We start from the raw sequence: 26456 nt of genomic DNA, 5'->3' as shown, positions 1-26456 counted from the left end.
CTGTCTGCATTAGGTGTCGCTGAGCTTTTCATGTCTATATTATCGCGTTGATTAATCGTTGTCGGATATTTCCAAGTGGTTCAAATCACTTAGCGAAACAAGCATGAGAAGTGTAGACAGGGTCTGTGACAGGATGTTTTCAAGACACCCAATATATGCAATTTAATTCTTTTGGTGGGCTGGATAGTTGGCTGTGAAGAAAGGCTCCCAATCAGCGTGGTGGGGTACCGCACTGATTGGGAGCCAATTGTTAGTGAAATAACAGCAAGAGTGGGAAATTCGCTATTTCGATGCTGCAAGTTGCTCGGCACGGCGGGCTTTTGCCGCGACAAGCCGTGCTGCACGCTTATCTGGTTTGATCAGGATGCTCTTGGCGGTAATCTGCTCGGTTTCAGTACTCTTCTTGCTCTTCGGTAAGAGTTGGTTAAGCACGATAGTCGCCAAGGTCCCAGTTGTTATTCCGGAATGGAAAACGGTTTTCAGGGAGTCCGGGAAGTGCTGGAGTAAGTTGGGCTCGAGGGTAACGGCCATCCCCGATGCCAGACCAACACAGACCACCAAGGCGTTTCGGCGAGAGTCGGCAGCTTTGAGCAGCATCCTGATCCCGGCGTAGGCGATCATACCGAACATGACAAAGCCGACCCCTCCCAGCACGGGTTTGGGCACGGTGACCGCCAAGGCCGCCACTTTGGGAAATAGGCCGCCTGCGACCAGCAATATACCGGTCAGGGCAACCACAAAGCGGCTGGCAACCCCGCTGATCCCCACGATCCCGACATTCTGGCTAAAGCTTGCCACCGGCATGGCCGAGAACATCGCACCGAAGGTGCTGCCAAGGCCATCACCCAGCAAGCCCCGTTTGAGATCTTTACCGGAAACTTCGACATGGCAGTTACTGCCTAGCGCCATGAAATCCCCCGTCGCCTCGGCAACTACTACCAGATAAACCAGGGTCATGCTGATAATGGCCGGGAGCGAGAAGGCCATGCCGTACTTGAAAGGCTCTGGTGCGGCAACCCAGTTGGCTTCGTAGAGCTGGGTAAGATCAACCATACCGAGTGGAATTGCCATGATGTATCCGGCAGCAAGCCCGATCACGATCGCCGAGGCTGCAATTGCGCCTTTGCAGAAGACCGAGACCCCAATCACCACGGCGAGGGAAGCGGCGGCCAGGAACACCTTGGGCAATGAGGCGAAACTGGGATCGCCGGCTGGGGCATCGCCAATCCAGTTCATTGCGACAGGTAGGATTGTCAGGCCGATCAGGGTGACCACCACGCCGCTGACAAGGTTGGGGAAGAGCTTACGGATTTGATCCATGTAGAAGCTGGCGAGGATGACAAAGAACGAGCCGACAAAGGCCGCGCCGAGAATGGTTGCCATGCCGCCTGTTTGGCCAATGGCGATCAAGGCACCGAGAAAGGCAAAACTGGAACCCATCACCACGGGTAGTCTGATCCCAACTGGGCCAAACCCGAGGCACTGGACGATGGTGGCAAGACCGGAAACAAACAGCGAGGCGCTGATCAGGGTGACGATATCGGGCTCGGGCAGGCCAATGGCACCGCCGACAATCAAGGGTACAGCGACAATGCCCCCGATGGAGGCCAGCATGTGCTGGAGGGCAAGGAAAAAGGTGACCCCCCTGGGGGGCTTATCGTTGACTTGATAGAGTAACTGCATTGTTAAATCCTTATTTACAAGTACACGCAATCTTGGATAAAAAGCTCCCCTGCGGATTAGGCAGGGGAGAAAGACTTACGGGGTGATGTCTTCAATGACAGCATTGATGGCATTCAGGATGGGTTGGTAGCCCGTACAGCGGCATAGGTTGCCCTCTAGGGCATCCAAGACCTGCTGTTGGCTTGGGCGTTGATACTTCTTCAGCAAAGCCCAGGTACTCATCAGGACGCCGGGTGTGCAAAATCCACATTGCACCCCACCACGCTTGATAAAGGATTGCTGCAGTTGCTGGGCTAGCGGATCGTCCTTTAGCCCTTCGATGGTCACGATTTGGCTGTCTTGGCATTGGGCGGCCAAGATCATGCACGAGCACACAGCCTCGCTATCCATCACGACGGTGCAGGCGCCACATTCACCAACGGCACATCCTTCCTTGGTACCGGTCAGCCCGAGATCTTGCCGCAGCAAGTCGAGCAAACGGGTGTTGCCTGTCACAGACAACCGGTAAGGGCGACCGTTAACCGAGAGTGACAATGGGATCAGGTTTTCAGCAAGCAGACTCATTGCACTTCTCCTTGTAGTGGCTGATGGGGTTGCTGATATCGAATATCGTTCATGAGGTCACGGAACATATTGAGGTAGACCGGCTGCTTGTAGGCCGCTGACCATCGGCCTCCGATAGCTTGGTCGATCATTTGTTCGAGCACTTGGCAAGCGCGTTCGATGCTCTCGCTGTTAAGGGGCTGGCCGAGCAGCCGCTGCTCAACCGGTGAAAGCCTTTGCGGTTTGCTAAACAGGGCGCCGTCCACCAAGCGGCAGGATGTGATAACACCGCTGTCATTTCGCTCCATCAGGCAACTGAGGCTCAAGCGGGTGATGTTGAGCGCATTGCGCCTGCCGAGTTGACGGTATTGATGGATACACCGAGAGTTCGAAGCCGGTAGCGGCAGGATCACCTTGGTCAGCAACTCTCCTGGTTGTAGCTCGGTCCGGTAGCCGCCGGTAATGAACTCGCTGATTGGCAGCTCTCTCGAACTCGTTTTGCTCTGTAACACCACCTTGGCGTCATAGATCACCAATGGCGGAACGGAGTCTGCGCATGGTGCGGCGTTGACGATATTGCCGCCGATTGTCGCCCGGTTGCGGATCTGGTGTGAGCCAATGGTATGACAGGCCTCGGCAAGCAAGGGATAGAGTTGCTTGATATCGGGGTGTTCGGTGAGGTGGTTGAAACAGACTCCTGAGCCGATATGCCATCCATCCTGGCTGCGCTTGATTTCACGCAGCTCAGGCAGGCGGGCAATATTGACCAAGGCCCTGGGTTCATTCTGCAACCGGCCCTGAACTATCACATCGGTACCGCCTGCCAGAGGCATGGCATTGCCGTCAGCAAGCAGCTCGAGCGCAGCTGTGAGTGACTCAGGGGTTTTCACCGAGAAGCCATTGAGTCGATGGGTTTGTTTCTTCTCGCTGGAAGCATGAAGTAACTCACTCTGTCGGGCTGGCTTTTTAAGGTTATAGCCCAGTACGACTTGTTCGAGAGTGAGCGGCAGTTGGCGGTGGCGAGTGCCTGTTGCGAAGGCCACGGCGTTGGTAATTGCTGCGGCCGCGAGTTCTGCAGCCGGTTCGCCGATACTCTTGGCGCCAAAAGGCCCACCATTGTCGACATTTTCGACCGCGTGAATAGACAACGAAGGAATATCCTTGATGGTTGGCAGCAAGTAGCTGTCGAGGTTTTCGGATTTCACCTGACCGTGCTCGATGTTGTAGTCTTCCAGCATGCCAAGACCAACACCTTGTGCGATACCGCCAGCGACTTGTCCTTCATAACCAATTTGGTTGATGACCTGGCCGACATCGTGCACCGCGGTAATATCAAGCAGGTCGATTTTACCGGTACTGCTATCGACTTTCAGGTCGACGATTTGACAGCCATACACCCAGGTGAAATAGGGGGAGCCGGTGCCTTTCTCTTCATCCCAGTGAATGGCCGGTTGGTCGAACCACCCATAGGCAGCAAGGTTAACGCCGGCCCATTTGGTGGCATTGGCGGCTTCCGAAAAGCTAATGGACTTATCCGGTGCGTAGCGGTTACAGATTTCACCATGGGCCCACAGCGTATCATCGAGGCTGGTGGCACAAAGCTGATCTTTGATCACCTCGAAAATGCGCTGCTTGATTTGCTCGGCACCGTCTTTCACTGCGTTGCCACCGGTAACGGTAGCTCGTGACGCAACGGTTGGGCCGCCGTCGGCAATCAGCGATGTCGGTGGTTCGACGAAGGTCACTTTAGTCACCGGTAAGCCGAGTACTTCGGCGGCAATGGTTGCCATGGTGGTTTGCAGCCCCTGGCCGTTTTCGCAGACACCGGTCGAGACATTGACACTGCCATCACTGTTGACGGTCACCAAGGCACTTGAGGTATCGACCCCTTCGGCCCCCATCGAGCAGCCGCGGTAGCTCAGTGCCAAGCCGATACCGTATTTAATATGGCCGGGCTTGGCATTTAACTCGGCATAGTGCTCGCGCTTGGCTTGGAACTCACTGCGTTGAACCGCCTTGTCGAGAACTTCAATCGCCGAGACATTATGGTTATCAAACACCTGGTTGGTAATACTGCGGCTGCCCTGGCGCAGGGCATTGCGCTCCCGGACCTGTACCGGGTCGAGCTGGCAGGCCTCGGCGATTTCATCCATCAGGGATTCATTGGCAAAGATGATTTGCGGCGAGCCGAACCCGCGCATCGCGCCGGACATACTGTTGTTGGTGTACACCCCTTTGATATCGACCCGGACATTCTCGATGTCGTAAGGGCCGGCAGCCTGGACCACGGAGCGCCAGGTCACGAACGGGGTACAGGCCGCGTAGGCGCCGGCATCGGCCAGGATGTCGACCTTCATGCCCAGGATCTTACCGTCTTTGTTGACCCCGACTTTGTAATGCATATGGTAAGGGTGGCGCTTGGTGCTTTCGATAATCGACTGCTCACGGGTGTAGGAGAATTTGACCGGGCGTCCGGTCATGGAAGTGAGCAGCGCGGCACGGCACGCCAGATGATCAATACCGTCATCCTTGCCGCCGAATGAGCCGCCCATTACCGCCCGCTGGATATTGACCTTGGCTTGGTCGATAGCCATAAAGCTGGCCACGAAGCCCCTGACCCGGTGGGGGTTCTGGATCGAACCGGTGATCACAAGATCACGGGAGGTCGGGTCGATGTAGGCGGTGATGGATTCCGGCTCGATATAGCCATGCTCCTGGAAGCCGACCTGGTAAGTCTGCTCGAGGACAATGTCGGCATTGGCGAGGGCGGTTTCGGCATCGCCTTTTTCGGTATGGTGGCGGTTAACCACATTTGAGCCGGTTTCCGGATGGATCAGGCGTGCTCCGTCGGCCAGGGCATCATGGACATTGTCTATCGGGGTAAGCGGCTGGTAATCGACTTTGATTTTATCGGCAGCTAGGCATGCGGCCTCGTAGCTTTCGGCGGCAACAACGGCCACAACATCGCCGCTATATCTTACCTGATCATTACATATAGGGTGGTAATCACGGATGATGACACCTGTAGAAGGGTCACCGGGAATATCTTTGAAGGTGGCTATCCGTACTACGCCTTCGATGGCGTCAGCTTCAGATGTGTCTATGCCAAGAATAGTGCCCGCTGGAATATCGGTATAGCGACACACACCATACAGCATGCCGGGCATTGAAATATCATCTCCATATATGGCCGTGCCGGTAACTTTGGCTTGGCCGTCTACGCGGGGTAGGCTGTGGCCTACGTGATTGAAACGCGTCATTAAACACTCCCTCTTACACTGGCGACGACGATCTACCAATGACAAACAATGTGCTAAATAAATTGCTGCATCGAGGATGACAAACTAGGAAATTAAGCGAAATTGAATGTGACTTCGCGACATTTCGTAGTGACTTCGACCCAGCCATAGAGGCATGAATCAGGCCATGATCTGGCGAATGTCTAGTTTGTCAGGCAAAAGTGTGAACTCAAGGGGGAAAGTTTGTCGAGGGGGTGAGCATATTGTTGCTCGCTGAGAGGGTTGTCAAAGAATAGAAAAATTCATCGACTTGATTAATAAGACTTATTTTCATCTATTGGCAGAGGCTATCATTTTGATAGTCTCACTTTGGTAATGAGAGTGCACCCGGCCGTAAGTGATAGCTTGAGAATATTGGTTTATCAGTCAGTTAGAATAGTTTTCGTGGACTTGGTAACGTCTTTGCAAGACTGCTAACGGTAATATACCCAAGCTACTTCAAGATGCAGGCTCAGCATCCTGCACCTTGAGGTAACTTGGGTATAAATAAGATTTTTGTGTTCAATAACAACCCTAACAAAGTCCTTCTCCCCTGAAATGGTTGCGAAGGCTAAGGATAATTATGGATGGAAACAACGTGGATTAAAGATCCTCTGGCTATCTTCACTGCCTCCATGAATGATGCTCCGGGCGGCATCGTTATACAAGATAACCGTATTCTCGAAACCCTTGACCGCGGCGAGCGGCCCTCAGTACCCATAGACGTCACCGTTGATGCCAGTCAGCATGTCGTCACCCCGGGGCTGATCAATGCCCACCATCACTTCTACCAGACCCTGACCCGGGCCTACCCCGGAGCACTCAATAAAGAGCTTTTCCACTGGCTTAAAAGCCTATACCCGGTTTGGGCCGGACTGGACGAGGGAATGATGCGGGTTGCGACCGAGCTTGCCCTGGTCGAGATGATGATGTCGGGTTGTACGACCGCCTCGGACCATCACTACCTATTGCCTCACGGGTTGGAAAACGCTATCGATATTCAGGTCGATGCGGCCCGGCAGCTCGGCATTCGAGCAATATTGACCCGTGGCTCGATGAGTCTTGGGGAAGAGCAAGGGGGACTGCCGCCACAGCACACGATACAGTCGGAACAGGCCATTATCGAAGATAGCCTGCGCCTGATCCGTGAATATCACCAGGCGGATGACGGTGCCATGGTGCAGATCGCGCTGGCACCTTGCTCGCCATTTTCGGTCACCACCGAGCTGATGAAGGAAACAGCCTACATCGCCCGCCAGCATGGGGTGATGCTGCATACCCATTTATGCGAAACCAAGGATGAGGAGCAGTTCTGCCTTGACAGTTTCGGCTACCGGCCGGTGGATTATCTCGAAGAGGTCGGCTGGCTCCATGAGCGGACTTGGCTGGCCCATGGCATTCACTTCAACGACGAGGAAGTGCGCCGTTTAGGGCTGACCCAGGTCGGGATCTGCCACTGCCCGACATCGAATATGATGCTGGCCTCGGGCATTTGCCGTAATAAGGAGCTGGAAGCGGCAGGGGCCAAGGTCGGGCTCGGGGTCGATGGCTCGGCCTCCAATGATGGGTCGAACATGATTGCCGAGGTACGCATGGCGATGTACCTGCAGCGGCTGCGTTATGGCTCTGCTGAGGTGACCCATTTCGATGCCCTGCGCTGGGCGACGGCGGGTTCGGCCGCGGCGATGGGGCGCAATGACATCGGTAAGATTGAAGCGGGAATGCAGGCCGATATCGCCATGTTCAAGCTTGATGATATCCGCTTCTCTGGCAGCCATGATCCGTTAGCCGCCTTGTTGCTTTGTGGTGCCCAGCAGGCCGATAAGGTGATGGTTGCCGGTAAGTGGCGGGTGCTGGATGGCCGGGTAGAAGGTATTGATCTTGATGATCTGATGGCACGCCATCGGGCGGCTGCCAAGCGGTTGGCAGTGAAAGCGAATTAGTCGGTTTTCTGAACAAATGAAAAAGCAAAGGCTGGAACTTCGCGAAGCTCCAGCCTTTTTAGTTAATGTGGCTCTTTTGAGGGAGCAGCTATAGCGAAGAGGTTTTGAAGCCCGCCCCTTTCCACGCAAAGATACCGCCAGGATAACGATAGACATTGGTGTAGCCGAGTTTTACCGCCCAAGCAGCCGCATTATGGCTACGGCCGCACTTCACAAAACCGCAGTAGAAAACCAAGGTTTTATCCTTGTCTTCACCGAGAAGCTGGGTGAAATCCTCGATTGATTGCTGATCGGTTAATGCCGAGTCCCATTCTGGCATATCCGGAATAGGGAACTCGAACTGCTGGGCGGTGGGAATGTGCTCTTTCTTGTAGCTGTCTTTGAACGGCATAGCATCGACAATTATCACATCGCTGTCCTGTTCGATGAGTGCCTTGAGCCCGTTGGTATCGATGAGCTGGTAGCCGCCGGCCAGGGTGTCGTTATGGAGCTTGATGGCCACCTGCTCGGTTTCCACTTCAGCTTTGAACTTGCCGCCAAACAGAGCGGCATTGGCGCTAAACGGCAGGACTAGCAATGCACTGGCGAGAATGAACAGGTTCAGCCAAACGCTGCGTCCGCAACGCCGCAATGGAAATGCGTGCAATGAAGTCTTGTTCTGTATCATGATCGTATCCTTTTAAATTAGACAACGTTGGTCCGGTTACACGGTAGGTGTCACTGGGCGGTGGGTCGCCATGTTATTGAAGTAGTGGAGTGCTGCTGAAACGATCAGAACCAGCAGCATGATGAGAAACTGGGGTTCAAGGGTGCTGTAGACTTCCGACTGCACCGAGCCGGGCAGGTAGCAACCGCAGTCGAAATGTAAGCCTTGATAAAGGGCAAGTCCGGACAGGGCGATGTGAATGCCGAAGCCGACAACAACAGGAAGTAGGGAGGTTATACCCAAGTAGGCCGTGAGTGCGCTAATCCCTAGCGCTAACGGGATGGCGAAAGCGATGGGCTCGACATACATCGCTGGGACGATGCCGGTATCGCTCAGCAGTAACCCGGTGTGGTCGGGTAAGAAGAACCCTTTGACAGTTAGCGCAGCCGCGCACATCAGTACAAAGGAGGTAACAAAGTGATGGAAATAGCCTCTAGTTTTCATAATTTGATCTCTTCCTGTCGTAAAATCCAACTGCCTGTTTGGGCTGTGGTCGACAACCAAAACAGGGCTGGGAAAATGTCTGGCCTGAATCCGTCAGGCCAGACAAGATGGTTAACTCATTGTTTGTTGCTCCAGGTGTAGCATGGCTTCCAGAACGCTGCCGCCAATAGCCCGTGCCTTGTCGGATACCGTGGTGTAATCGGCCTCTTCGCCACGGGGATCAATATCGCCGATCTTGAAGCCTTCGCGGACGCTAAGGCCGTTGTTGAGTAATCCTCGTACCATGCCGCCCAGTGGCGCGACCACCGGGCTGTCGCCGATATGGGCAATCACATCGCCCTCTTGGACGAGATCGCCGAGCTTGACATGGCTGTGCATGACACCGGCGCATGGGGCACGTAGTACCCGCTGGTGGGTGTAGCCTGCAATATTGCCGGGTACGCCAGTATTAGGCTGGGTCGCCCCTTGGTAAATCACTCGACCTAGGTGGTGGCCGCGGTTGGTTTCAATCACCGCATCGCAGTCTTTGCCCGCAGTAAAGCCAGGGCCCAGGGCGATGGTAATGGGGGCCATGTCCTTTTGGGTACCGACATTGTGCTTGGCCAGAATGGCATCAACGAGGAAGGTCGGCTTCAAAGTGCCGGCATAGCTGCACTCTTCATCGACTACCACAGGGATCTGATTGCGGTCGATGATGGCGAACACCTCGTCTTTGTTGTTGGCTTTGCAGGCGGTGATCCCTTCCACCTGGACTGGCTCGCCAAACAGACATTGGCCAAACGACACGCTGCAGCGGATCATGGTGGGCTTAGCGATATCTGTCATCACGACTTTGAATCCGGCATTGAACAAGCGGACGGCAACCCCGGTGGCCATATCGCCTGCACCGCGGACCAGCACCAGTTTGTTTTGATTTAGGCGGGTATCGTCCTTCAGCTGGCCGCCCGCGGACTCATGTTTCACCTTGAGGATCTCCGCCATGATACTGATGGCGATTTCTTCCGGGGTTTCAGCACCGATGTTGAAGCCAATGGGTGAGTGGATGTTCTTGATCCGCGCTTCATCCACTCCGCTCTGGCGCAGGTGGGTAAACAGGGTTTGCACCTTGCGGCGGCTGGCCATTAGGCCGGTGTAGCGGGTTTCGCAATCCACTACCTTGGAAATGGCGTCTTGGTCCTGGTGGTTGGTGGCAATGACTACATAGCTGTCTTTGTTGATATCCAGCTGGTCGATAGCCTCTTCCATGGTATCGCCCAGTAGGCGCTTGGTCCCTGCCGGGAAATGCTCTTCGGCCAGGCTGTCGGCATAGGCATCGGCGACGGAAATATCGAAGCCGAGTACATGGGCGGCCTGGGCAACTGCACGGTTGACGTGCCCGGCACCAATCAGAATGAGGCTAGGACGAAGGCCATAGACATCGACAAAGACCGTCATAGCGCCGCCGCAGTCCATGCCCATGGCATCGGGGCCGTTGCGGGTCATCCGGCCTTTGACGACGCGGGGTTTTCTTTCTGACAGGGCTTCCAAGGCTTGTTCGATAACATACCGTTCAATCATGCCGCCACCTACTGTGCCGATGATGCTGCCATCTGCCTTGACGATCATTTGGCCGGAGTGGCGCGGGGCTGAACCGCGGGTTTCGATGATATTGGCAAGGGCGAAGGGAATGTTGTCTTGTTCTAGTTGGGCTGCCTTGGCAAAGATATTCATGTTCTATGACCTCAATACTGAAGGTGTCAGGTAGCTGCTATGTTTCAGTGGCATAGGCTACTTGCTTCTTCAAAATAACTTTTTTGATTGGTGTATCCGCCTGCATTTCTGCCAGCCAAACGGAATCGAGCTGTGGACTGTTGACCAGTACCTCTTCCGCGATCTGGCTAACGGTTAGGGCATCGTTGGCCTGATCCATTTTGTTTATCAGCCAGACTTGCTTTGCTGTCCTTGGGGTTGATTTAAATAACCCCTGCGGGTGAGAAATCAGCGGTTGCAACACTTGGGCGTCGATCACATCTCCGGGGTGGCACTGTGTAAGGGCTGAAAAAGCCGGCCAGCGGTGAACGCGTTCGGGAATCGCCTTGTGGTTGATGGCCTCTGCACCGGTGACACCAATCACCATATCCGAGTAACTCGGAATGCAAGGCTCATGCCCGTGAGGGGCTTTTATCGGTAATGAGCGGGAACCATCGCCTTCAATAATAAAAACTGTGAAGGGGAAATCATTTTGTAGTTTTTTTATCTCTCTTTCAGATAACCCAGATACTTTCAAACGGGCTGTTTTCAAGTGGTCGGTTAATAATGATTTATAGCAAAAAGTGATGGCTGGGTCATGAAAATCAAATTCATCTTGTGCTAAAGCATTATTACGCGTTTCTATTATCTTTCCATTTTCTTTTTTATTGCAGTACATGGCATTCAGGGGAAGGATATAATCAGCCTGGTGTGCATCGGGCAAATACATTTTCGTGGTCGTGGTTAGGCAAACGGCATTGCCCCACAGTTTGAATTTACGGGCAAGCCAAAATGCGGCGGATGTTTTTCCACCACCACCGACTAGAGTAATAAATACCGGGGTGGTTTCAGCAGTTAAATGGTATTGGTATAACTCAGACAGGATAAATTGGTCTGGAGTTTGCTCTATTAATCGTGTCTGTGTGCTATTAACCATGCGACCACCATAATTATCAATAAAGGAGTATGTTCAGTGATGGATAAATCGTTACGTCCCGAACGTTTAGACTGCGTTATGCCTGCTGCGGGCCTGTCTTCAAGAATGGGGGACTGGAAACTCATGCTACCTTACCAGCAGTACACAATCCTTGATGCAAGTATCGAAAATGCGCTCTCATTTTGTCGTCGGGTCATTTTGGTTGTTGGTTATAGAAGGGCGGAACTTATTGAAAAATATAAAAATGATCAAAGAGTAAAGATAGTGGTCAACGAAGATTACCAGGCCGGTATGTTCAGCTCTATCCAGCAGGGTGTCCGGCATGTCGAGAGCGATTTTTTCTTTATTACCCATGGAGATATGCCCTGTGTACCACCGCATGTCTTCCGCCAGGTCTGGTTTGAAAGAGGTGGGTGTACCGTATTCCCTGGTACGGCCCTAAGGCCTGGCCATCCGGTACTGATCCCTTGTCGATTAAAGAATATGGTGCTCAATGCCAATATACATTCATCGATGAAGAAAATTATCTTCCGCTATCCAGTTAAATATTTAGGGTTGGGTTGCGATGAAATATATTTAGATGTTGATACACCGCAGGCCTATGAAGAGTTGTGTGCTGTGTCACATTAGCACTATCAACTTGATAGCTGATAATCGCTTTTTTATCAATCTGATATCGAGAGTGCTTTTATCTCACATTTTTTATTTTATTTCATTAGATGTTTAATTTCTCATGGCGGATAATATCTATCATAATAGTTGATATCAAACTGATAGCTTTTTATTAATATGATAGCAATTCTTTTCTAATCAATAATCATCCTCATTTGAGTGGTTTTTTTGTTTGAAGTTTTCTTATTTTAAATAAACCTGTTTATTTGTCACCTGTCACAAAATGCAGTGAACTTTCGACTTTGCTCACGAAATTCATTAATAAATCCGCCCGTTTTGTTGGGGCTGAAAAAGTTTGGCTCAGTAGTTGCTCTTAAGTGTTTAGCTTATTTAGCCCTACACATTATTAGCCTGACATATTGCGCAAATAAATGTGCCTAGAAGAACAAGAAAAGCATCAAGGAGATCTATCATGGGAGATATCATGCGCCCCGTTCCGTTCGGTGAGCTACTTAACCGAATGTTTAGTGAATACAAGCAGAGTAAATCTATCTTCGGTATTCCAGAGAAGCAGTTCTACCGCAAAGCGAGCAAAGAATCACTGGCGGTTTGGGGAGAGTATTGTGAAACCCCTGTTGGTCCTGCAGCTGGCCCTCATACCCAATTAGCCCAGAACATCATTACTTCTTGGCTTGCCGGTGGCCGCTTCATGGAGCTGAAAACCGTCCAGAAGCTTGATCAGTTGGAGATCGCCAAACCGTGTATCGATGCTGAAGATGAGTGTTTCAACACCGAATGGTCGACAGAATTCACGCTGCTTAAAGCTTATGACGAATACCTCAAGGCGTGGATTGCCCTGCATCTATTGGAAGAAGTCTTCGCTCCGAGAACCGATGGCGAGGCCAAATCCTTTATCTTCAATATGAGTGTCGGCTATGACCTATCCGGTATTCAAACCCCGCCGATGCAGAAGTACATTCACGATATGCTTGACTCCAGCGAGCATCCAAGCTTCCACGCCTACATCAGCGAGCTGAAGACCTTTATCCAAGATCCTGACTTCATCCGTGAGTATCAGCTTGAAGAGAGAGTCGACCGCCTCAATGCCATGGTCGATGATATTCCTGCCCAGCTAACCCGTGGTGTGACACTGTCTACCATGCACGGTTGTCCTCCGCATGAAATCGAAGCCATCTGTCGTTACATGATTGAAGACAAGGGCATCAACACTTTCGTTAAACTGAACCCAACCCTATTGGGCTTCGAGCGGGTACGCGGTATCCTTGATAATGCAGGCTTTGACTATGTGGCACTGAGCGAAGAGTCCTTCAGCCACGATCTGCAAATCAATGATGCCAAAGACATGCTGCACCGCCTGGTCGACCTGGGCAAGGAAAAAGGCATCGGCTTCGGTGTCAAACTGACCAACACCCTGGGTACTATCAATAAGAAAGGCCGTTTGCCAGACAAAGAAATGTACATGTCCGGCCGTGCTCTGTTCCCGCTATCTATCAATGTCGCGCTGGAGTTGTCCCGTGAATTCAACGGTACACTGCCAATCTCGTACTCGGGCGGTGCCAGCAAGTTCAACATCAAGGAAATCTTCGAAGCGGGGATCCGTCCTATTACGATGGCAACGGATCTGCTCAAGCCGGGCGGTTACCTTCGCCTGTCTGACTGCGCCAAAGAGTTGGAAGGCAGCGACGAGTGGGGCATGGGCAAAGTCGACTTGGTCAAGCTAGAAGCACTGGCAGCAAAATCGCTTGATGCCGATTACGTCCAGAAAGAGTGGCGTGGCCCGGAAGAGATCAGCGTGAAGAAAGCGGTACCGCTGACCGACTGTTACGTTGCACCTTGTGTCACGGCCTGTCCGATCAGCCAGGACATTCCTGAGTACATCCGCCTGATGGGTGAGCACAAGTACACCGAAGCGCTGGAAGTGATTTATGCGCGGAACGCCTTGCCTTCAATCACCGGCCATATCTGTGATCACCAGTGCCAGTACAACTGTACCCGCCGTGACTACGAAGGTGCGTTGAATATCCGTGAAATGAAGAAAATCGCACTGGCCAAAGGTTGGGACGAATACAAAGCCAAGTGGCATGAGCCAAGCCTAAATACAGCCAAGCATCCTGTGGCGGTGATTGGTGCCGGTCCTGCCGGTTTGTCTGCCGCTTACTTCATGGCACGTGCCGGCCACCCTGTAACCGTGTTTGAGAAAGAGAAAAACGCCGGTGGGGTGGTGAAGAATATTATTCCGCAGTTCCGTATTCCGGCTGAAGCGATTGAACATGACATCCAGTTTGTCACCGATCACGGCGTGAATATCGAATACGGCTGCAATCCAGACCTGACCGTTGATGTGCTGAAAAAGAGCGGCTTCAAGTATGTCTGTTTTGGTATAGGCGCGGACAAGGGTAATCCGATTTCACTGGCGGGTGATAACACCAATATCTACAAGTCACTGGAATTCCTGCGTAGCTTCAATGACGGCGAAGAGCTCAAGCTCGGCAAGCATGTTGTGGTTGTCGGTGCCGGTAACACCGCAATGGACAGCGCCCGTGCCGCATTGAAAGTGGATGGCGTTGAGAAGGTCACCATCCTTTACCGTCGTACTATCGCCGAGATGCCTGCCTATAAGGAAGAGTACGAAGAAGCAGTGGAAGATGGTGTGCAGTTCATGTTCCTGACCAACCCAGAGCAGTTCGATGCCGATGGTAAGCTGACCGCTCGTGTGATGGAGTTGGGCGAACCTGATGAGAAAGGCCGCCGCCGCCCTGTAGCAACAGATATGACGGTTGAGCTTCAGGCTGATGCCTTGATCACTGCCGTCGGTGAGCAGTCTAATTGCGATGTCTTGTCTCGCATGGGGATCCCAATGGGCGAAGATGGCTGGCCGGTTGTTGACCGTGAAAGCTGTGAAACCGCGGTTGAGAATGTGTTCTTGATGGGTGATGCCCACACTGGCCCATCATCAATCGTATCGGCGATTTCCGGTGGCCGTAAGGCGGCAACCACTATCTTGGCCCGTGAAGCACAGGCCGATGAGCAGCTCGAAGCCAAATCCGATGTTAAAGTTGAAGCCGTATACGCCCGTAAAGGCGATATCCAGGTCAAGCTGATTGAAGCCAACAAGCTGGAAGAAGCCGACCGCGAGCAATTTATCGAGCAAGAAGCGAAACGTTGTCTGGAATGTTCGTACATCTGTAGCAAGTGTGTGGATGTGTGTCCGAACCGTGCCAATATTTCGCTGCCGATCCCGGGCTTCCGTGACCAGTTCCAGACGCTACACCTTGATGCGTACTGTAACGAGTGTGGTAACTGTGCCCAGTTCTGCCCATGGGACAGCAAGCCGTACAAAGACAAGTTCACGCTGTTCAATCTGCGTGAAGACTTTACCAACAGCACCAACGCCGGTTTCTTCGTCGAAGGTGACGAAGTACTGGTTCGCAGTCAAAGTGAGATTTATTCCTTCCGTATTAATGAGCAGGGCAATGTGGACATGCCAGAGTCGCTCGCTGATGAAGCGACGATTATCAACTATGTCATGGCTAACCACAGCTACCTGCTTGGCAAAGTAGATGTTTAGTGAGGAGCCAGGGAATGTTAGTACTCAGAAATGCAACAGCTGTGCAGTTTGAGCCTGCACTGATCAAAGAAGGCGTCGATATTGTTATCGACGGCGACAAAATCAAGGAAGTTGGCGCCAATCTGGCGGCCAACTACCCAGATGCCCAAGTTAAGGACATGAAGGGCAAACTGGTAATGCCGGGTATTGTCTGCTCTCACAACCACTTCTACTCTGGGTTGGCGCGCGGGATCATGGCTGATATCAAGCCAAGTCCTGACTTCATTTCGATACTGAAGAACCTTTGGTGGCGGATGGACAGGGCGCTGGACGAAGAAGCCTTGTACTACAGCGGTCTGATCTGCTCGCTGGAAGCGATCAAGTGCGGTTGTTCATCGGTGATTGACCACCATGCCTCGCCGAATTACATCGCCGGCTCGCTCAATACCCTGCGCAAAGGGTTCTTGAAAGCAGGCCTGCGCGGCATGACCTGTTTCGAGACCACCGACCGTAACCACGGCATGAAAGAAATGGTGGCAGGCGTCGAGGAGAATATTGCGTTTGCCCAGTTAATTGACCGTGCCAAGGAAAATGGTGAAGAGCCTTACCTGGTTGAAGCCCATATCGGAGCCCACGCACCGTTTACGGTGACCAATGACGGGTTGTCGATGATGGCCGAAGCGGTCCAGGCTACCGGGCGCGGGATCCATGTCCACGTGGCGGAAGATCGCTATGACGTGACCCACAGCCACCATCACTACGGCCAGGATATTGTTGAGCGCTTAGACAGCTTCGGCTTGATCAACGAGAAGACCCTATTGGCACATGGCTTGTTCCTATCAGAAAAGGACATTGCCATCCTGAACGCCAAAAATGGCTTCTTGGTCCACAATGCCCGTTCGAATATGAACAACAACGTGGGCTACAACGACAAGCTGATGCGCTACCAGAATGTTGCCTTGGGTACCGACGGTATCGGTGCCGACATGTTCGAAGAGTTGAAGTTTGCCTTCTTCAAGCATCGTGATGCCGGTGGTCCGTTGTGGCCAGACAGCTTCCTGCGCCATCTATGGAACGGTAACGAAATTCTGGCCCGTAACTTCGGCGCGAAATTCGGCCGCCTTGATGCCGGCAACAAAGCTGACCTGACTGTGCTTGACTACACCAGCCCGACACCGCTGGTGGCAGACAACCTACCGGGCCATATCGCCTTTGGTTTCAATGCCGGTAACGTCAACAGCGTGGTGGTTGAAGGTCGCTTCGTCTACGAAGATCGCGAGTTCCCGTTCGATGTGGCACCGATTTACGCAGAGGCACGCAAGGTGGCGATGCGTTTATGGCAAACCATGGATAAGTTGGACTAATGTGAGATCCCGTTATGGATACGGTCAATACGCACTTTAAGTGGGAGGAAGCCACTGGAGCTGCGAAATATATTGCCGATCGCCATTACGAGGGACTACTTGAAGGGCGGTTTTACCGCTCTTCTTGCCCTCGCGGGCGGATCAAATCGGTAACACTTCCAACCCTGCCTGACGGCTACCATATTTTCGGTGCAGACGATGTCCCCGGACAGAATGTCCTGCCGATTGTCGAGATCGACTGGCCTGCCTTTGCTGATCAAGAGGTGCGGTTTGTCGGTCAGGTGATCTATCTGGTTGTCGGGCCTGATCCTGATGTCGTTGATGAATTGCTTAATGAAATCGATGTCGAATACGCGCCCCTCGAGCCGGCTTATACCATTGAGCAATCCAAGGCGCTGAAGGACGGTGCCATCCACGCCGATGACAACGTGCTTGATACCCATATGCTGCACAAGGGGGACATCGAAGCCGGCTTTGCTCAAGCGGCCACCATTATCGAAGAGACCTGCTCGACTGGCTATCAGGAGCATATCTACCTCGAAACCCAAGGGGCCGTTTGCTATCCGCAAGATGGCAAAGTGGTGCTGGAAGGTTCGATGCAATGCCCCTGGTATGTCCACCATACCATGGCAGTGGTATTGGGCCATGACAATGTCAGGGCGATCCAATGCCCTACCGGTGGCGGCTTCGGCGGTAAGGAAGACTTCCCTGACGTGCTCGCAGCGCCTTTGGCAGTAGCGGTTGAGAAGCTGCAGCAGCCAATTCGGCTGATTTTCGAGCGCGGGGAAGATATTGCTACTACTTCCAAGCGTCACCCTGTCACTTTTCACTATAAAACCGGTGTCGATGCCGACGGCAAGATTGTCGCCATGGATATCAAGTTCGATGTTAACGCCGGTGCCTACCTGAGCTTGTCTGGCATTGTGTTGCAGCGTTCCATCACGACCGCCACCAATGTCTACGATATTCCCAACGTTCGGGTAGAAGGGCATGCCTGGGCCACCAACACCGTGCCGACGGGGGCATTCCGCGGCTTTGGTTCACCACAAAACTGCTTCTGCATGGAGACCCACATCCACCATGTCGCCAAGCAGCTCGGTGCCGATCCGGTAGCCTTCAAGCAGCGGCATTTCCTCACCGCCGAATCTCACTCATTGACCGGTGCGGAAATCTTTGGTGATTTGGTTCTCGACGAGATGCTGCACAAAGTGCTCGATATGTCGGATTATCACCGCAAGTTCAATGAATATACCCGGCAAGATGGAAGCCAACCTGAGCGCCGCAAAGGTATAGGCCTGGCGATATTCCAGCATGGCTGTGGTTTTGCCGGTGATCTGGAAGATACCCTGGTTAGGGCCAAGGTCAAACTGCTCAAGGGAAGTGATGGCAATGTGCAGATCCTTGCCTCCAACACCGATATCGGTCAGGGCCTGAGCCTGACATTCCGCAAGATAGTGGCAGATACCCTAGATAAGCCGTTGGAGGAGATCCAGCTGGCAGTGCCAGATACGGGTATTGTGCCCGACTCCGGGCCGACGGTGGCTTCCCGATCGATATTGATTGTTGGTTATATCCTCGAAAAAGCAGCGAAAAAGCTGAAAAAGTCTTGGGTTGAGGGCGAAGATCAGGAAATCACAGAGGTTTACTGCAAACCTGACTACCACCAGTGGGATCAGAATACCTACCAGGGGAACGCCTACCAAGCGACTAGCTATGGTGCCAACGTGGTGGAAGTGGAGGTCGATATGGCGACCGGCGAAGCGGACATTACCGGGGCCTGGGCGGTGTATGACATCGGCAGGGCCATTGACAGCACCATATTCAGGGGCCAGATCGAAGGCGGCTTGGTTCAGGCGTTGGGATACGGCAGTTGCGAGAAGTTGGAAATAACCCAAGATGGCGTCTTCGCCCAGCGCTCGATGGCTGACTATGTGATCCCGACCGCGCTGGATGTACCGGCTATCGGCAGCGATCTTGTCGATAATCCATACCCTTATGGGCCAAACGGCGCCAAAGGTGGGGGTGAATTGACTCACAACGGTGGCGCGGCGGCCTTTGTCGCAGCGGTCGAAAATGCCATCGGTGTGCCTTTGTCGTCCATTCCGGCAACACCTGAGAAAGTTTGTGAGGCACTAGCTCGACGCTCAGATGAGCCAAGCGCACAGCAACGAGAAGGGCAAGTGAAGGGATCTGGCCCGGGCAATGGAGCACCTATCGATGAAGATTGAATTTTACCTCAACAGTCACCTCGTCGTTGTCGACGTTGACCCGATGCAGTCTTTGCTCCATACCCTGCGCGGCACCATGAGCCATACCGCAACCAAAGAAGGCTGTGGGGAAGGGGAGTGCGGAGCCTGCTCTGTGCTGTTCAACGACCGCTTGGTCAACGCCTGCATGATGCCTATCAGCCAGGTACAGGGCGGTGATGTGATGACCCTTGAAGGATTGCGCCAGACCGAAAAAGGCCAATGCGTGATCAATGCGCTGCTCGAGGCCAAAGGGGTACAGTGCGGCTTTTGCACCCCGGGTATGGTGTTGGCACTTTATGCTTTGCTGGAAGCCGATCCTAACCCGACGGAGCTGGCTATCCGTACCGCGATCTCTGGCAATTTATGCCGCTGTACAGGCTACGGCATGATTGTCGAAGCGGCCAAGATCGCCGCCGAGAAAGGAGAAGGCTTATGGTAAATGTTTATCGGCCCGATACGTTGGCGCAGGCATTGGATACCCTGTCGATGGGCAAGCTGACGGTGTTCTCCGGCGGTACCGACTTGATGGTACAGCACGGCGTGCGAGCGGGCATGTCCCCCAGGTTCGAGCAAGATGTGTTGTTCGTCGATGCCATCGAAGAGCTGCAATACATTGCGTCCGCAGAGCCTGAGCACAAGGGTGAGAGCGGCCAAGAGCAAGCCTTGTACATCGGGGCGGGGGTGGTGTTGGCAGATATTGAACAGCATCCGTTGGTGCCTTCGGTACTGCGCCAGAGTGTGGCTAAAATAGCGGCGCCGGCGTTGCGCAACCGTGCCACGTTGGCCGGGAATATTTGCAATGCATCTCCTGCCGCTGACTCCCTGCCGGCCTTGTACTTGCTGGATGCCCGTGTCGTTCTATCGTCAATTCGGGGACAGAGGGAAATGGCCCTGGCAGATTTTATCCTGGCGCCTAGGGTGACGGCTCTGAAGCCGGATGAAATGCTGACCCATATCGTGATCCCGCAGTATGACTTACCCGAGGTGTTCTACCACAAGGTCGGCACCCGGGCAGCCAATGCCCTGAGTAAGCTGTCAGTAGCGGGTCTCGCCCGTATCAAGCGCTATCCCAAGAAGGCCCCCGTTATTGCTGACTGGCGGGTGGCATTCGGCGCGGTTGGCCCAACGGTGGTCCGCAGCCGCGAGTTGGAGTCGCTGGTTGTCGGCCAATCATTGGATACCTTGGCCAAGCCGGGTTTTGTGCAACAGGTTGTCGGCTGCTATCGCGAAATCATCCGCCCGATAGATGATCAGCGCTCGACGGCTGCCTACCGGCAGCAAGCCTCGCTCAACCTGCTGACCCGCTGGCTGGAGGGGCTATCAAGGAGCTAACGGTTTTACTCCCTCACTTGTATTTACTTTTGTTACCTTTTGGTTGGGGCCGCTAGGCCCCTTTTTTTATCAATATGATACTCGGTAGCAATTCCTTGAATAGGCTCCACTTTTGGCTCAATGATATTTAGGTCAGTAAGGGGTGTTTCTTTCGCAAAGTTGCCTCTTTACCAAATTTATCACCATGTAACCTCAATGATTATGCATAAAAACACAATTGATTTGCTGCTGTAGTAACCGGAATAAAACTTGCTGTAAACGGGGTCACTAGTGGGGATCGCCGGTAGTGGTTGAACATTCTGTTGCTTCATAAAGTAAGGAGTACTTTTATGGCAGGTAATACAGTAGTTTTAATGATTGTTGTGGGATATTTGTTTTTTTTGATCGGGATAGGAATATATTCCTCAAAAAAATTGGCGACTCAGAAGACTTTTTGGTTGCTGGGCGAAGGCTTGGGCCCTTTTTGATTGCTGGTACTTTGGCGGCGACTGAAATCGGCGGGGGATCTTCGCTGGGGGTGGTCGAAAAGGCCTATGGCGACTGGGGCTTCTCCGCCTTATGGTATGTCGCCACAATGGGGGTAACCTTTACCATTATCGCGATGGTGGCCCCGATGCTCAGGCGGGCGATGGTAAAGACCATTCCGGAGTTTTTCCGTAAGCGATATGACAAACCGTCTGCGCTGTTCACCTCGCTGATTATGATTTTGCCGTTAATCGGCTTAACCGCCGTACAGTTTATTGCCTCTGGAGTCATCCTATCCGTGATTATGGATTGGGATTACACCACTTCCGTTATTGTTATTTCCTGCGTTGTGATTATTTATTCCATGCTCGGCGGTTTATGGTCTGTCTCGTTAACCGACTTTACCCAGATGCTGATGATCGTATTCGGTATGCTTGCGGTCGTGCCTTTTTCTCTGGATCTTGTCGGGGGATGGGACGTCGTTGTGGCGAATACTAGTTCAGAGCGGTTGTCATTGACCCAGGGGATAGGTATGCCAACGATTGTCAGCCTTGTGCTGATTTATGCAGCGTCATTTATCTGTGGTCAGGAGGTAACCCAGCGCCTTTATGCCGCCAAGAATGGCCGGACCGCTTTGGTGGGGAGCTTGCTTACCGCGGTCGTGTTTTTTGCCTTCGCGATGATACCGGCCGCGCTTGGGATCATTGCGCGTACTATGGTCGATCTGGGGATGATTGATGGGTCGGCCATAACAGAAAATGGTGCACGTTATGCGCTTCCGACACTGGCAGTACAAGTCATGCCGCCGGTGTTAGTCGGGCTCCTGTTTGCCGGGATATCTTCTGCGACCATGTCGTCGGCGTCATCGGATTTGCTGGGAGCGGGCTCAATCTTTGCCAACGATATCTACAAGGTTTACATCAATCCCGATGCCGATCAGGCAACGCTATTGAAAGTGGCCAGGTTGACAATCTTGGCCATTGGGATCTTTTCGATTGCCGTTGCCGTGATGAATACCGGTGCCATCATTTCCATCTTGATGTTCTCATTTAGCCTCAGGGCCGGGGGGACATTGGTTCCGTATCTGTTTGGCCATTACTACCAGAAGGGGAGTAGGCAAGGAACATGGGTATCATTAGTGCTCGGTACGCTGGGGATCCTGGCGGTGAAATATGAGTGGGTCAACTTCTTTGGCCTGGATGGTATTTTCCTCGGCCTGCTACTCAGTGCGATGGGATATTTCTTGTTTAGCTACTTATACCCGAACACCAAGCCAATAGCGGATTACAGGGTTGAGCAGCCAGAAGAGTCTGTTGCCGACCCAGAGCCGGTGAATCAGCACACTACCAAGCACTCCTAAAACGGTACCACAGAACTGAAACAGCTAGGTGTACTGTTGTCTCTAAGGGGAGAGGCCAAGGGTTTCTCCCCACATCTAATTGATTGTATTCATAGTAAGTATATCGTTATCACCCCTACCAATATCATATTGATAGCCCCCTGATATTATTTTGATATCACATGCCCGATTAGTGATAACCGTTATTATCTGCTTGATAACCTAGGGAAATGTTCGGTGCTAAAAAGGTGATATGTAACCCGACGCTGATCCCACTTTTGTTGAAATACCGGACTGTGCTCACGAATCTTTGTCTTTCCTGGCTGGTTCGGGCAGTTTGGCGTGTTTGTTGCCTTTTAGATCTCCAAGACATCAATAACGTTCCGACAATGCCGTTAGGCCGAACGCATGATGCAGGAATAACAATGAGAATGCGAAAAGGCAAATAACATGATTGAACAATATCTAACGCCTGATACCCCTGCTCAGGCACTTGAATTCAAGCAGCAGCATGGCAGTGATGCCATCTGGTTTGCAGGTGGATCCAAAATCAATGCAGCACCAACCAAAACCGACAAAACTGTGGCGATTTCTTTGGGCAAACTGAATCTCTCCCAGATCGAGCTTCAGGGCGACAGCCTGCACATCGGCGCCATGTGCCGCATCCAGCAACTGATTGACCACGAACTGGTACCGGTGGCGTTGAAACAATCTTCTGCCTTTATCTATTCCCGCCATGTTCGTAACCAGGCAACGCTGGGCGGTGAAATTGCTGCGCGACAGCCAGAAGCTCTATTAGTACCAAGCTTGATTGCGCTGAAGGCCAAGCTGAAGTTGGCAAACGGGCAGGAAGTGGATGTAGAAGATTACATCAATAGCGAAGAGCGCGAGCTGATTGCCACCATCATTATTCCAGACAGAAACCTTACCTGTATCGGCTACAACATTGCTCGCTCAGCCGCCGGTTTGGCGATTGTGACAGCTGCGGTTTCCATTGATAAGCAAGGTAATAAAGTGATTGCGCTCGATGGCGTTTCGCCATTGCATCAGGGGGCCGCCCGACCTGTTCGTCTGCGCGATGTCGAAGAGCAGGATCTCAAAGGGGAGCTGCTGGAGCAGGCAGTGGCCGATGCGATTTATCCGGAAGCCGATATACGCGGCAGTGTCGAGTACAAGCGATATATTGCAGGCGTTGTTATCACGGATTTGATGGCTGAATGTCAGCACTTGGTAGAGGAAGCATAATCATGACGATTCAATTTACCTTAAATGGCCGCCCTCAGACTTTGGACTGCCGCCTTGGTGAAAATGTTCAGACATTGCTTCATTCTATGGGTTACCACTCGGTTCGCAACAGTGATGACGGTTGGGGATACGCCGGCTCGGATGTGATCTTGTTCAATGGTGAGCTGATCAATGCCTCTTTGCTGATTGCTGCTCAGCTTGAAGGGGCGGAAGTTAAAACGGCGGAATCTCTCGGCGAGTGGAACCAATTGAGCTTGGTCCAGCAGGCTATGATCGATGTTGGCGTGGTGCAGTCGGGCTATAACGATCCGGCATTGGCGCTGATCCTGACCGATCTGTTGGAGCGCATTCCTCAGCCGAGCCGTGATGAAATTGATGACGCGCTATCAGGCTTGTTCAGCCGTGATGCGGGTTACCAGCAGTTCTACGAAGTTGTCGAATTGGCGGTGAAACGCCTTAACGATCCTGACTATACGCAGCAGTTTGCGCCAGAGTTCCGTGATGATCTTGCTGTAGTTGGCAAGAACTGTCCGAAGATTGACTCGGCCAAGATGGTGCAGGCCAAACCGTGTTATGTTGAAGATCGCATTCCAGCCAATGCCTGTGTGATCAAGGTGCTGCGTAGCCCACATGCCCATGCTTGGATCAAACATCTGGATGTGTCCAAGGCCGAGGCGCTGCCGGGTGTAGTATCGGTGATCACCCACAAGAACTGCCCAGATATTCCTTACACTCCGGGTGGCCAAAGTGCTCCTGAGCCATCACCGCTAGACCGCCGTATGTTCGGCCAGAAAATGCGCCATGTCGGCGACCGTGTTGCCGCTGTTGTTGCCGAGTCGGTAGAGATTGCCGAGCAGGCATTGAAACTGATCGACGTTGAGTTCGATGTGCTTGAGCCTGTGATGAGCATTGACGAGGCGATGGCCGCCAATGCACCGATTATTCACAACGAGCCTATCGAGTACGGTGTCGGTGCACCGGATGATTTGGCAGAGCAGAACCGCAATGCTGACCCGCGTGAAGGCAAGCTGATTGTTAACTTCCCGATTGGCTGTTTCCCTCGCAAGAACATTGCCGCCAGTGTCCGCGGTCATATCGGTGATCTGGATAAAGGCTTTGCCGAAGCGGATGTGATTATCGAGCGCACCTACGAGTCGAAGCAGGTACAGCAGCTGCCGGTTGAAACCCATATCTGTTACAGCTACATGGATGGCGATCGTATCGTGATGCACGATTCGACTCAGGTGCCTTGGCACGTGCGCCGTCAGGTTGCCAAGATCTTGGGTGTGAAACAGAACAAAGTCCATATCGTCAAAGAGCGTGTGGGCGGCGGATACGGCTCGAAACAAGATATCTTGCTGGAAGATGTGTGTGCATGGGCTACCTGGACCACAGGCCGTCCGGTGTACTTCCACCATACCCGTGAAGAAGAGTTCATCTGTAACTCGACCCGCCACGTGGCCAAAGTCACCGTGAAACTGGGTGCCAAGAAAGACGGTACCCTGACCGCAATCGACATGGACTTCCGAGCCAATACCGGCCCTTACGGTAACCACGCATTGACCGTGCCATCAAATGGTCCTGCATTGTCACTGCCGCTGTACCCATGTGATAACGTTGATTTTAGGGTTACCACTTACTACTCCAACATCTGTCCTACCGGGGCTTACCAGGGCTACGGCGCGCCGAAGGGGAACTTTGCCCTGACGATGGCCATGGCTGAAATGGCACAAGAGTTGGGTATCGACCACTTGGATATGGTGGAGAAAAACCGTGTTGTTGAAGGTCAGGAGCTGAAGATCCTGGCGGCTATCGGCGAAGGTAAGATGCCGACCAGCGCACCGAAAGTACACAGCTGTGCCTTGGAGCCAATTTTGCGTGAAGGCCGTAAGCTGATTGAGTGGGATAGCCCGAAACAAGCTGACGGTGAGTGGAAAGTCGGCCGCGGTGTGGCGATTATTCAGCAGAAATCCGGTATCCCTGATATCGACCAGGCGAACTGCCGGATCAAGATGGCCTCCGACGGTACCTTTATTGTTCATTCCGGTGGTGCCGATATAGGTACCGGCTTGGATACGGTGATCAGCAAGCTGACCGCAGAGGTGCTTTGCTGCCCGATGGATGAAATTACCGTGCACTCTGGTGATACCGACCATGCACCGTTCGATAAAGGAGCCTACGCCTCATCCGGTACCTGCTTCTCAGGCAATGCCGCCAAGCGAGCTGCCGAAGCCATGCGCGAGAAGATCCTCAAGTGCGGGGCCGAAATGCTGGAAGAGCCAGTGGAAGATGTCGACATCGTCGCGCCGGGCTTGGTGAAAGGCAAGAAAGGCGAGGTGAGCTACTTCGATATTGCCCACAAGGCGGAAAGTGGAACAGGATGGGGGCAGTTACTGGCATCGGGCTGTTTCATCACTCCGGAATTTGCCTTCCCTTACGGTGCAAACTTTGCCGAGGTGGCGGTTAATACCCGTACCGGTGAAATCCGACTGGATAAATTCCATGCCTTGCTCGATTGCGGTACTCCGGTTAATCCAGATTTGGCCTTGGGTCAGATCTATGGTGCGAGCATGCGAGCCATCGGCCACAGCTTGTATGAAGAGCTGATTTACGATGAAAAAGGCGTGCCGGTCACCCGCGATCTGAAGAGCTATGGTGCACCGAAGATTGGTGATATTCCTCGCGACTTCAAAGCGGTGTTGGTGCCAAGCGATGATCCGGTTGGTCCTTACGGTGCGAAATCGATATCTGAAATTGGTGTTAACGGTGCGGCGCCTGCCATCGCCAGTGCAATTCACGATGCATGCGGTGTCTGGTTACGCGATTGGCACTTTACGCCAGAGAAGATTTTACAAGGTCTGAATAAGCTGTAGTAAATGCGCAAGCGGCCATTTCCAGGGGATGGGAAATGGCCGCTTTGTTTTTCGGCCACGGTTTCTCCGGGCTGGTGATATGGCAATTACGCCGTCATGACTTGGCTAGTATCGACTGGGCTCCGCCAACAATTTTCGGAGACAGTC

At 52.8% G+C, this 26456-nt stretch carries 18 protein-coding genes; 11 read left to right on the top strand and 7 right to left on the bottom strand.

Translation table 11 applies throughout. The features are described from left to right. Positions 1-282: 282 nt before the first annotated feature. The 3 genes from PTW35_RS11575 to PTW35_RS11565 all read right to left on the bottom strand — a co-directional run bounded on the left by PTW35_RS11575 (position 283) and on the right by PTW35_RS11565 (position 5486). Positions 283-1683, bottom strand: coding sequence for a nucleobase:cation symporter-2 family protein (locus tag PTW35_RS11575; RefSeq protein WP_281025115.1), 1401 nt, complete (start codon positions 1681-1683; stop codon positions 283-285). A 75-nt stretch (positions 1684-1758) separates the two neighbouring features. After that, positions 1759-2247 (bottom strand): (2Fe-2S)-binding protein, encoded by a 489-nt coding sequence (locus PTW35_RS11570; RefSeq protein WP_281025114.1) that lies wholly within the window; start codon positions 2245-2247, stop codon positions 1759-1761. Further along, the gene (locus PTW35_RS11565; protein WP_281025113.1) at positions 2244-5486 is read right to left on the bottom strand and encodes a molybdopterin cofactor-binding domain-containing protein; all 3243 of its coding nucleotides are present in this window, start codon (positions 5484-5486) and stop codon (positions 2244-2246) included. Before PTW35_RS11565 ends, PTW35_RS11570 begins: the two co-directional genes overlap by 4 nt. Before the next feature lie 605 nt (positions 5487-6091). Between PTW35_RS11565 and PTW35_RS11560 the strand changes: the two genes are divergently transcribed. Continuing rightward, positions 6092-7447, top strand: coding sequence for an 8-oxoguanine deaminase (locus PTW35_RS11560; protein WP_281025112.1), 1356 nt, complete (start codon positions 6092-6094; stop codon positions 7445-7447). 88 nt (positions 7448-7535) lie between these two features. On the opposite strand, the gene PTW35_RS11555 is transcribed toward PTW35_RS11560, so the two are convergent. From PTW35_RS11555 to yqeC, 4 genes are all read right to left on the bottom strand, one after another. Continuing rightward, positions 7536-8114 carry a rhodanese-like domain-containing protein gene (locus tag PTW35_RS11555; protein WP_281025111.1) on the bottom strand — a complete coding sequence of 193 codons (579 nt, stop codon included), beginning with the start codon at positions 8112-8114 and terminating at the stop codon, positions 7536-7538. Positions 8115-8150: 36 nt separating this feature from the next. After that, positions 8151-8597, bottom strand: a complete 447-nt coding sequence (locus PTW35_RS11550; RefSeq protein ID WP_281025110.1) for a MauE/DoxX family redox-associated membrane protein — start codon at positions 8595-8597, stop codon at positions 8151-8153. Between the two features lie 111 nt (positions 8598-8708). Next, complete coding sequence (yqeB, locus tag PTW35_RS11545) at positions 8709-10307, bottom strand: selenium-dependent molybdenum cofactor biosynthesis protein YqeB (RefSeq protein WP_281025109.1); 1599 nt, start codon at positions 10305-10307, stop codon at positions 8709-8711. Positions 10308-10344: 37 nt separating this feature from the next. Continuing rightward, entirely contained in the window at positions 10345-11262 is a 918-nt protein-coding gene (yqeC, locus tag PTW35_RS11540; RefSeq protein ID WP_281025108.1) for a selenium cofactor biosynthesis protein YqeC, read from the bottom strand. Between the two features lie 39 nt (positions 11263-11301). Here yqeC and mocA point away from each other — a divergent pair, with 39 nt between their 5' ends. From mocA to PTW35_RS11490, 10 genes are all read left to right on the top strand, one after another. Beyond that, on the top strand, positions 11302-11892 hold the full coding sequence (gene mocA, locus PTW35_RS11535; RefSeq protein WP_044623704.1) for a molybdenum cofactor cytidylyltransferase: 591 nt from the start codon (positions 11302-11304) through the stop codon (positions 11890-11892). A 454-nt stretch (positions 11893-12346) separates the two neighbouring features. Beyond that, positions 12347-15463 carry a putative selenate reductase subunit YgfK gene (ygfK, locus tag PTW35_RS11530; RefSeq protein WP_281025107.1) on the top strand — a complete coding sequence of 1039 codons (3117 nt, stop codon included), beginning with the start codon at positions 12347-12349 and terminating at the stop codon, positions 15461-15463. Positions 15464-15477: 14 nt separating this feature from the next. After that, a complete protein-coding gene (ssnA, locus tag PTW35_RS11525; protein ID WP_044623702.1) occupies positions 15478-16806 on the top strand; it encodes a putative aminohydrolase SsnA in 1329 nt (442 codons plus the stop codon). A 14-nt stretch (positions 16807-16820) separates the two neighbouring features. Beyond that, positions 16821-19034 carry a xanthine dehydrogenase family protein molybdopterin-binding subunit gene (locus tag PTW35_RS11520; RefSeq protein ID WP_281025106.1) on the top strand — a complete coding sequence of 738 codons (2214 nt, stop codon included), beginning with the start codon at positions 16821-16823 and terminating at the stop codon, positions 19032-19034. Continuing rightward, on the top strand, positions 19024-19494 hold the full coding sequence (locus tag PTW35_RS11515; RefSeq protein WP_281025105.1) for a (2Fe-2S)-binding protein: 471 nt from the start codon (positions 19024-19026) through the stop codon (positions 19492-19494). The genes PTW35_RS11520 and PTW35_RS11515 overlap by 11 nt, the downstream gene beginning before the upstream one ends. After that, a complete protein-coding gene (locus PTW35_RS11510; RefSeq protein WP_281025104.1) occupies positions 19488-20387 on the top strand; it encodes an FAD binding domain-containing protein in 900 nt (299 codons plus the stop codon). Before PTW35_RS11515 ends, PTW35_RS11510 begins: the two co-directional genes overlap by 7 nt. Before the next feature lie 329 nt (positions 20388-20716). Beyond that, positions 20717-20854 carry a hypothetical protein gene (locus tag PTW35_RS11505; RefSeq protein ID WP_281025103.1) on the top strand — a complete coding sequence of 46 codons (138 nt, stop codon included), beginning with the start codon at positions 20717-20719 and terminating at the stop codon, positions 20852-20854. After that, entirely contained in the window at positions 20851-22212 is a 1362-nt protein-coding gene (locus PTW35_RS11500; protein ID WP_197078605.1) for a sodium:solute symporter family protein, read from the top strand. The genes PTW35_RS11505 and PTW35_RS11500 overlap by 4 nt, the downstream gene beginning before the upstream one ends. A 429-nt stretch (positions 22213-22641) precedes the next feature. Beyond that, positions 22642-23436: a molybdopterin-dependent oxidoreductase FAD-binding subunit gene (gene ygfM, locus PTW35_RS11495; RefSeq protein WP_281025102.1), complete on the top strand. Its 795-nt coding sequence runs from the start codon at positions 22642-22644 to the stop codon at positions 23434-23436. Between the two features lie 2 nt (positions 23437-23438). Then, entirely contained in the window at positions 23439-26309 is a 2871-nt protein-coding gene (locus PTW35_RS11490) for a molybdopterin-dependent oxidoreductase Mo/Fe-S-binding subunit (protein WP_281025101.1), read from the top strand. The last annotated feature ends 147 nt before the right edge of the window (positions 26310-26456 follow it).

Origin of the sequence: Photobacterium sp. DA100 (assembly GCF_029223585.1) — a bacterium.
Lineage (GTDB): Bacteria > Pseudomonadota > Gammaproteobacteria > Enterobacterales > Vibrionaceae > Photobacterium.
Note: the sequence above shows the minus strand (reverse complement) of the source record. Positions and strands in the feature narration are given on the sequence as shown.

Bases quoted from the DNA above. Each gene is read 5' to 3' on its own strand.
- PTW35_RS11490 (WP_281025101.1), top strand. From the start codon at position 23,439: ATGACGATTCAATTTACCTTAAATGGCCGCCCTCAGACTTTGGACTGC.
- ygfM (WP_281025102.1), top strand. From the start codon at position 22,642: ATGATTGAACAATATCTAACGCCTGATACCCCTGCTCAGGCACTTGAA.
- PTW35_RS11505 (WP_281025103.1), top strand. From the start codon at position 20,717: ATGGCAGGTAATACAGTAGTTTTAATGATTGTTGTGGGATATTTGTTT.
- PTW35_RS11510 (WP_281025104.1), top strand. From the start codon at position 19,488: ATGGTAAATGTTTATCGGCCCGATACGTTGGCGCAGGCATTGGATACC.
- PTW35_RS11555 (WP_281025111.1), bottom strand. From the start codon at position 8,114: ATGATACAGAACAAGACTTCATTGCACGCATTTCCATTGCGGCGTTGC.
- ygfK (WP_281025107.1), top strand. From the start codon at position 12,347: ATGGGAGATATCATGCGCCCCGTTCCGTTCGGTGAGCTACTTAACCGA.
- PTW35_RS11550 (WP_281025110.1), bottom strand. From the start codon at position 8,597: ATGAAAACTAGAGGCTATTTCCATCACTTTGTTACCTCCTTTGTACTG.
- PTW35_RS11575 (WP_281025115.1), bottom strand. From the start codon at position 1,683: ATGCAGTTACTCTATCAAGTCAACGATAAGCCCCCCAGGGGGGTCACC.
- yqeC (WP_281025108.1), bottom strand. From the start codon at position 11,262: ATGGTTAATAGCACACAGACACGATTAATAGAGCAAACTCCAGACCAA.
- ssnA (WP_044623702.1), top strand. From the start codon at position 15,478: ATGTTAGTACTCAGAAATGCAACAGCTGTGCAGTTTGAGCCTGCACTG.
- PTW35_RS11520 (WP_281025106.1), top strand. From the start codon at position 16,821: ATGGATACGGTCAATACGCACTTTAAGTGGGAGGAAGCCACTGGAGCT.
- PTW35_RS11560 (WP_281025112.1), top strand. From the start codon at position 6,092: ATGGAAACAACGTGGATTAAAGATCCTCTGGCTATCTTCACTGCCTCC.
- mocA (WP_044623704.1), top strand. From the start codon at position 11,302: ATGGATAAATCGTTACGTCCCGAACGTTTAGACTGCGTTATGCCTGCT.
- yqeB (WP_281025109.1), bottom strand. From the start codon at position 10,307: ATGAATATCTTTGCCAAGGCAGCCCAACTAGAACAAGACAACATTCCC.
- PTW35_RS11515 (WP_281025105.1), top strand. From the start codon at position 19,024: ATGAAGATTGAATTTTACCTCAACAGTCACCTCGTCGTTGTCGACGTT.
- PTW35_RS11565 (WP_281025113.1), bottom strand. From the start codon at position 5,486: ATGACGCGTTTCAATCACGTAGGCCACAGCCTACCCCGCGTAGACGGC.
- PTW35_RS11570 (WP_281025114.1), bottom strand. From the start codon at position 2,247: ATGAGTCTGCTTGCTGAAAACCTGATCCCATTGTCACTCTCGGTTAAC.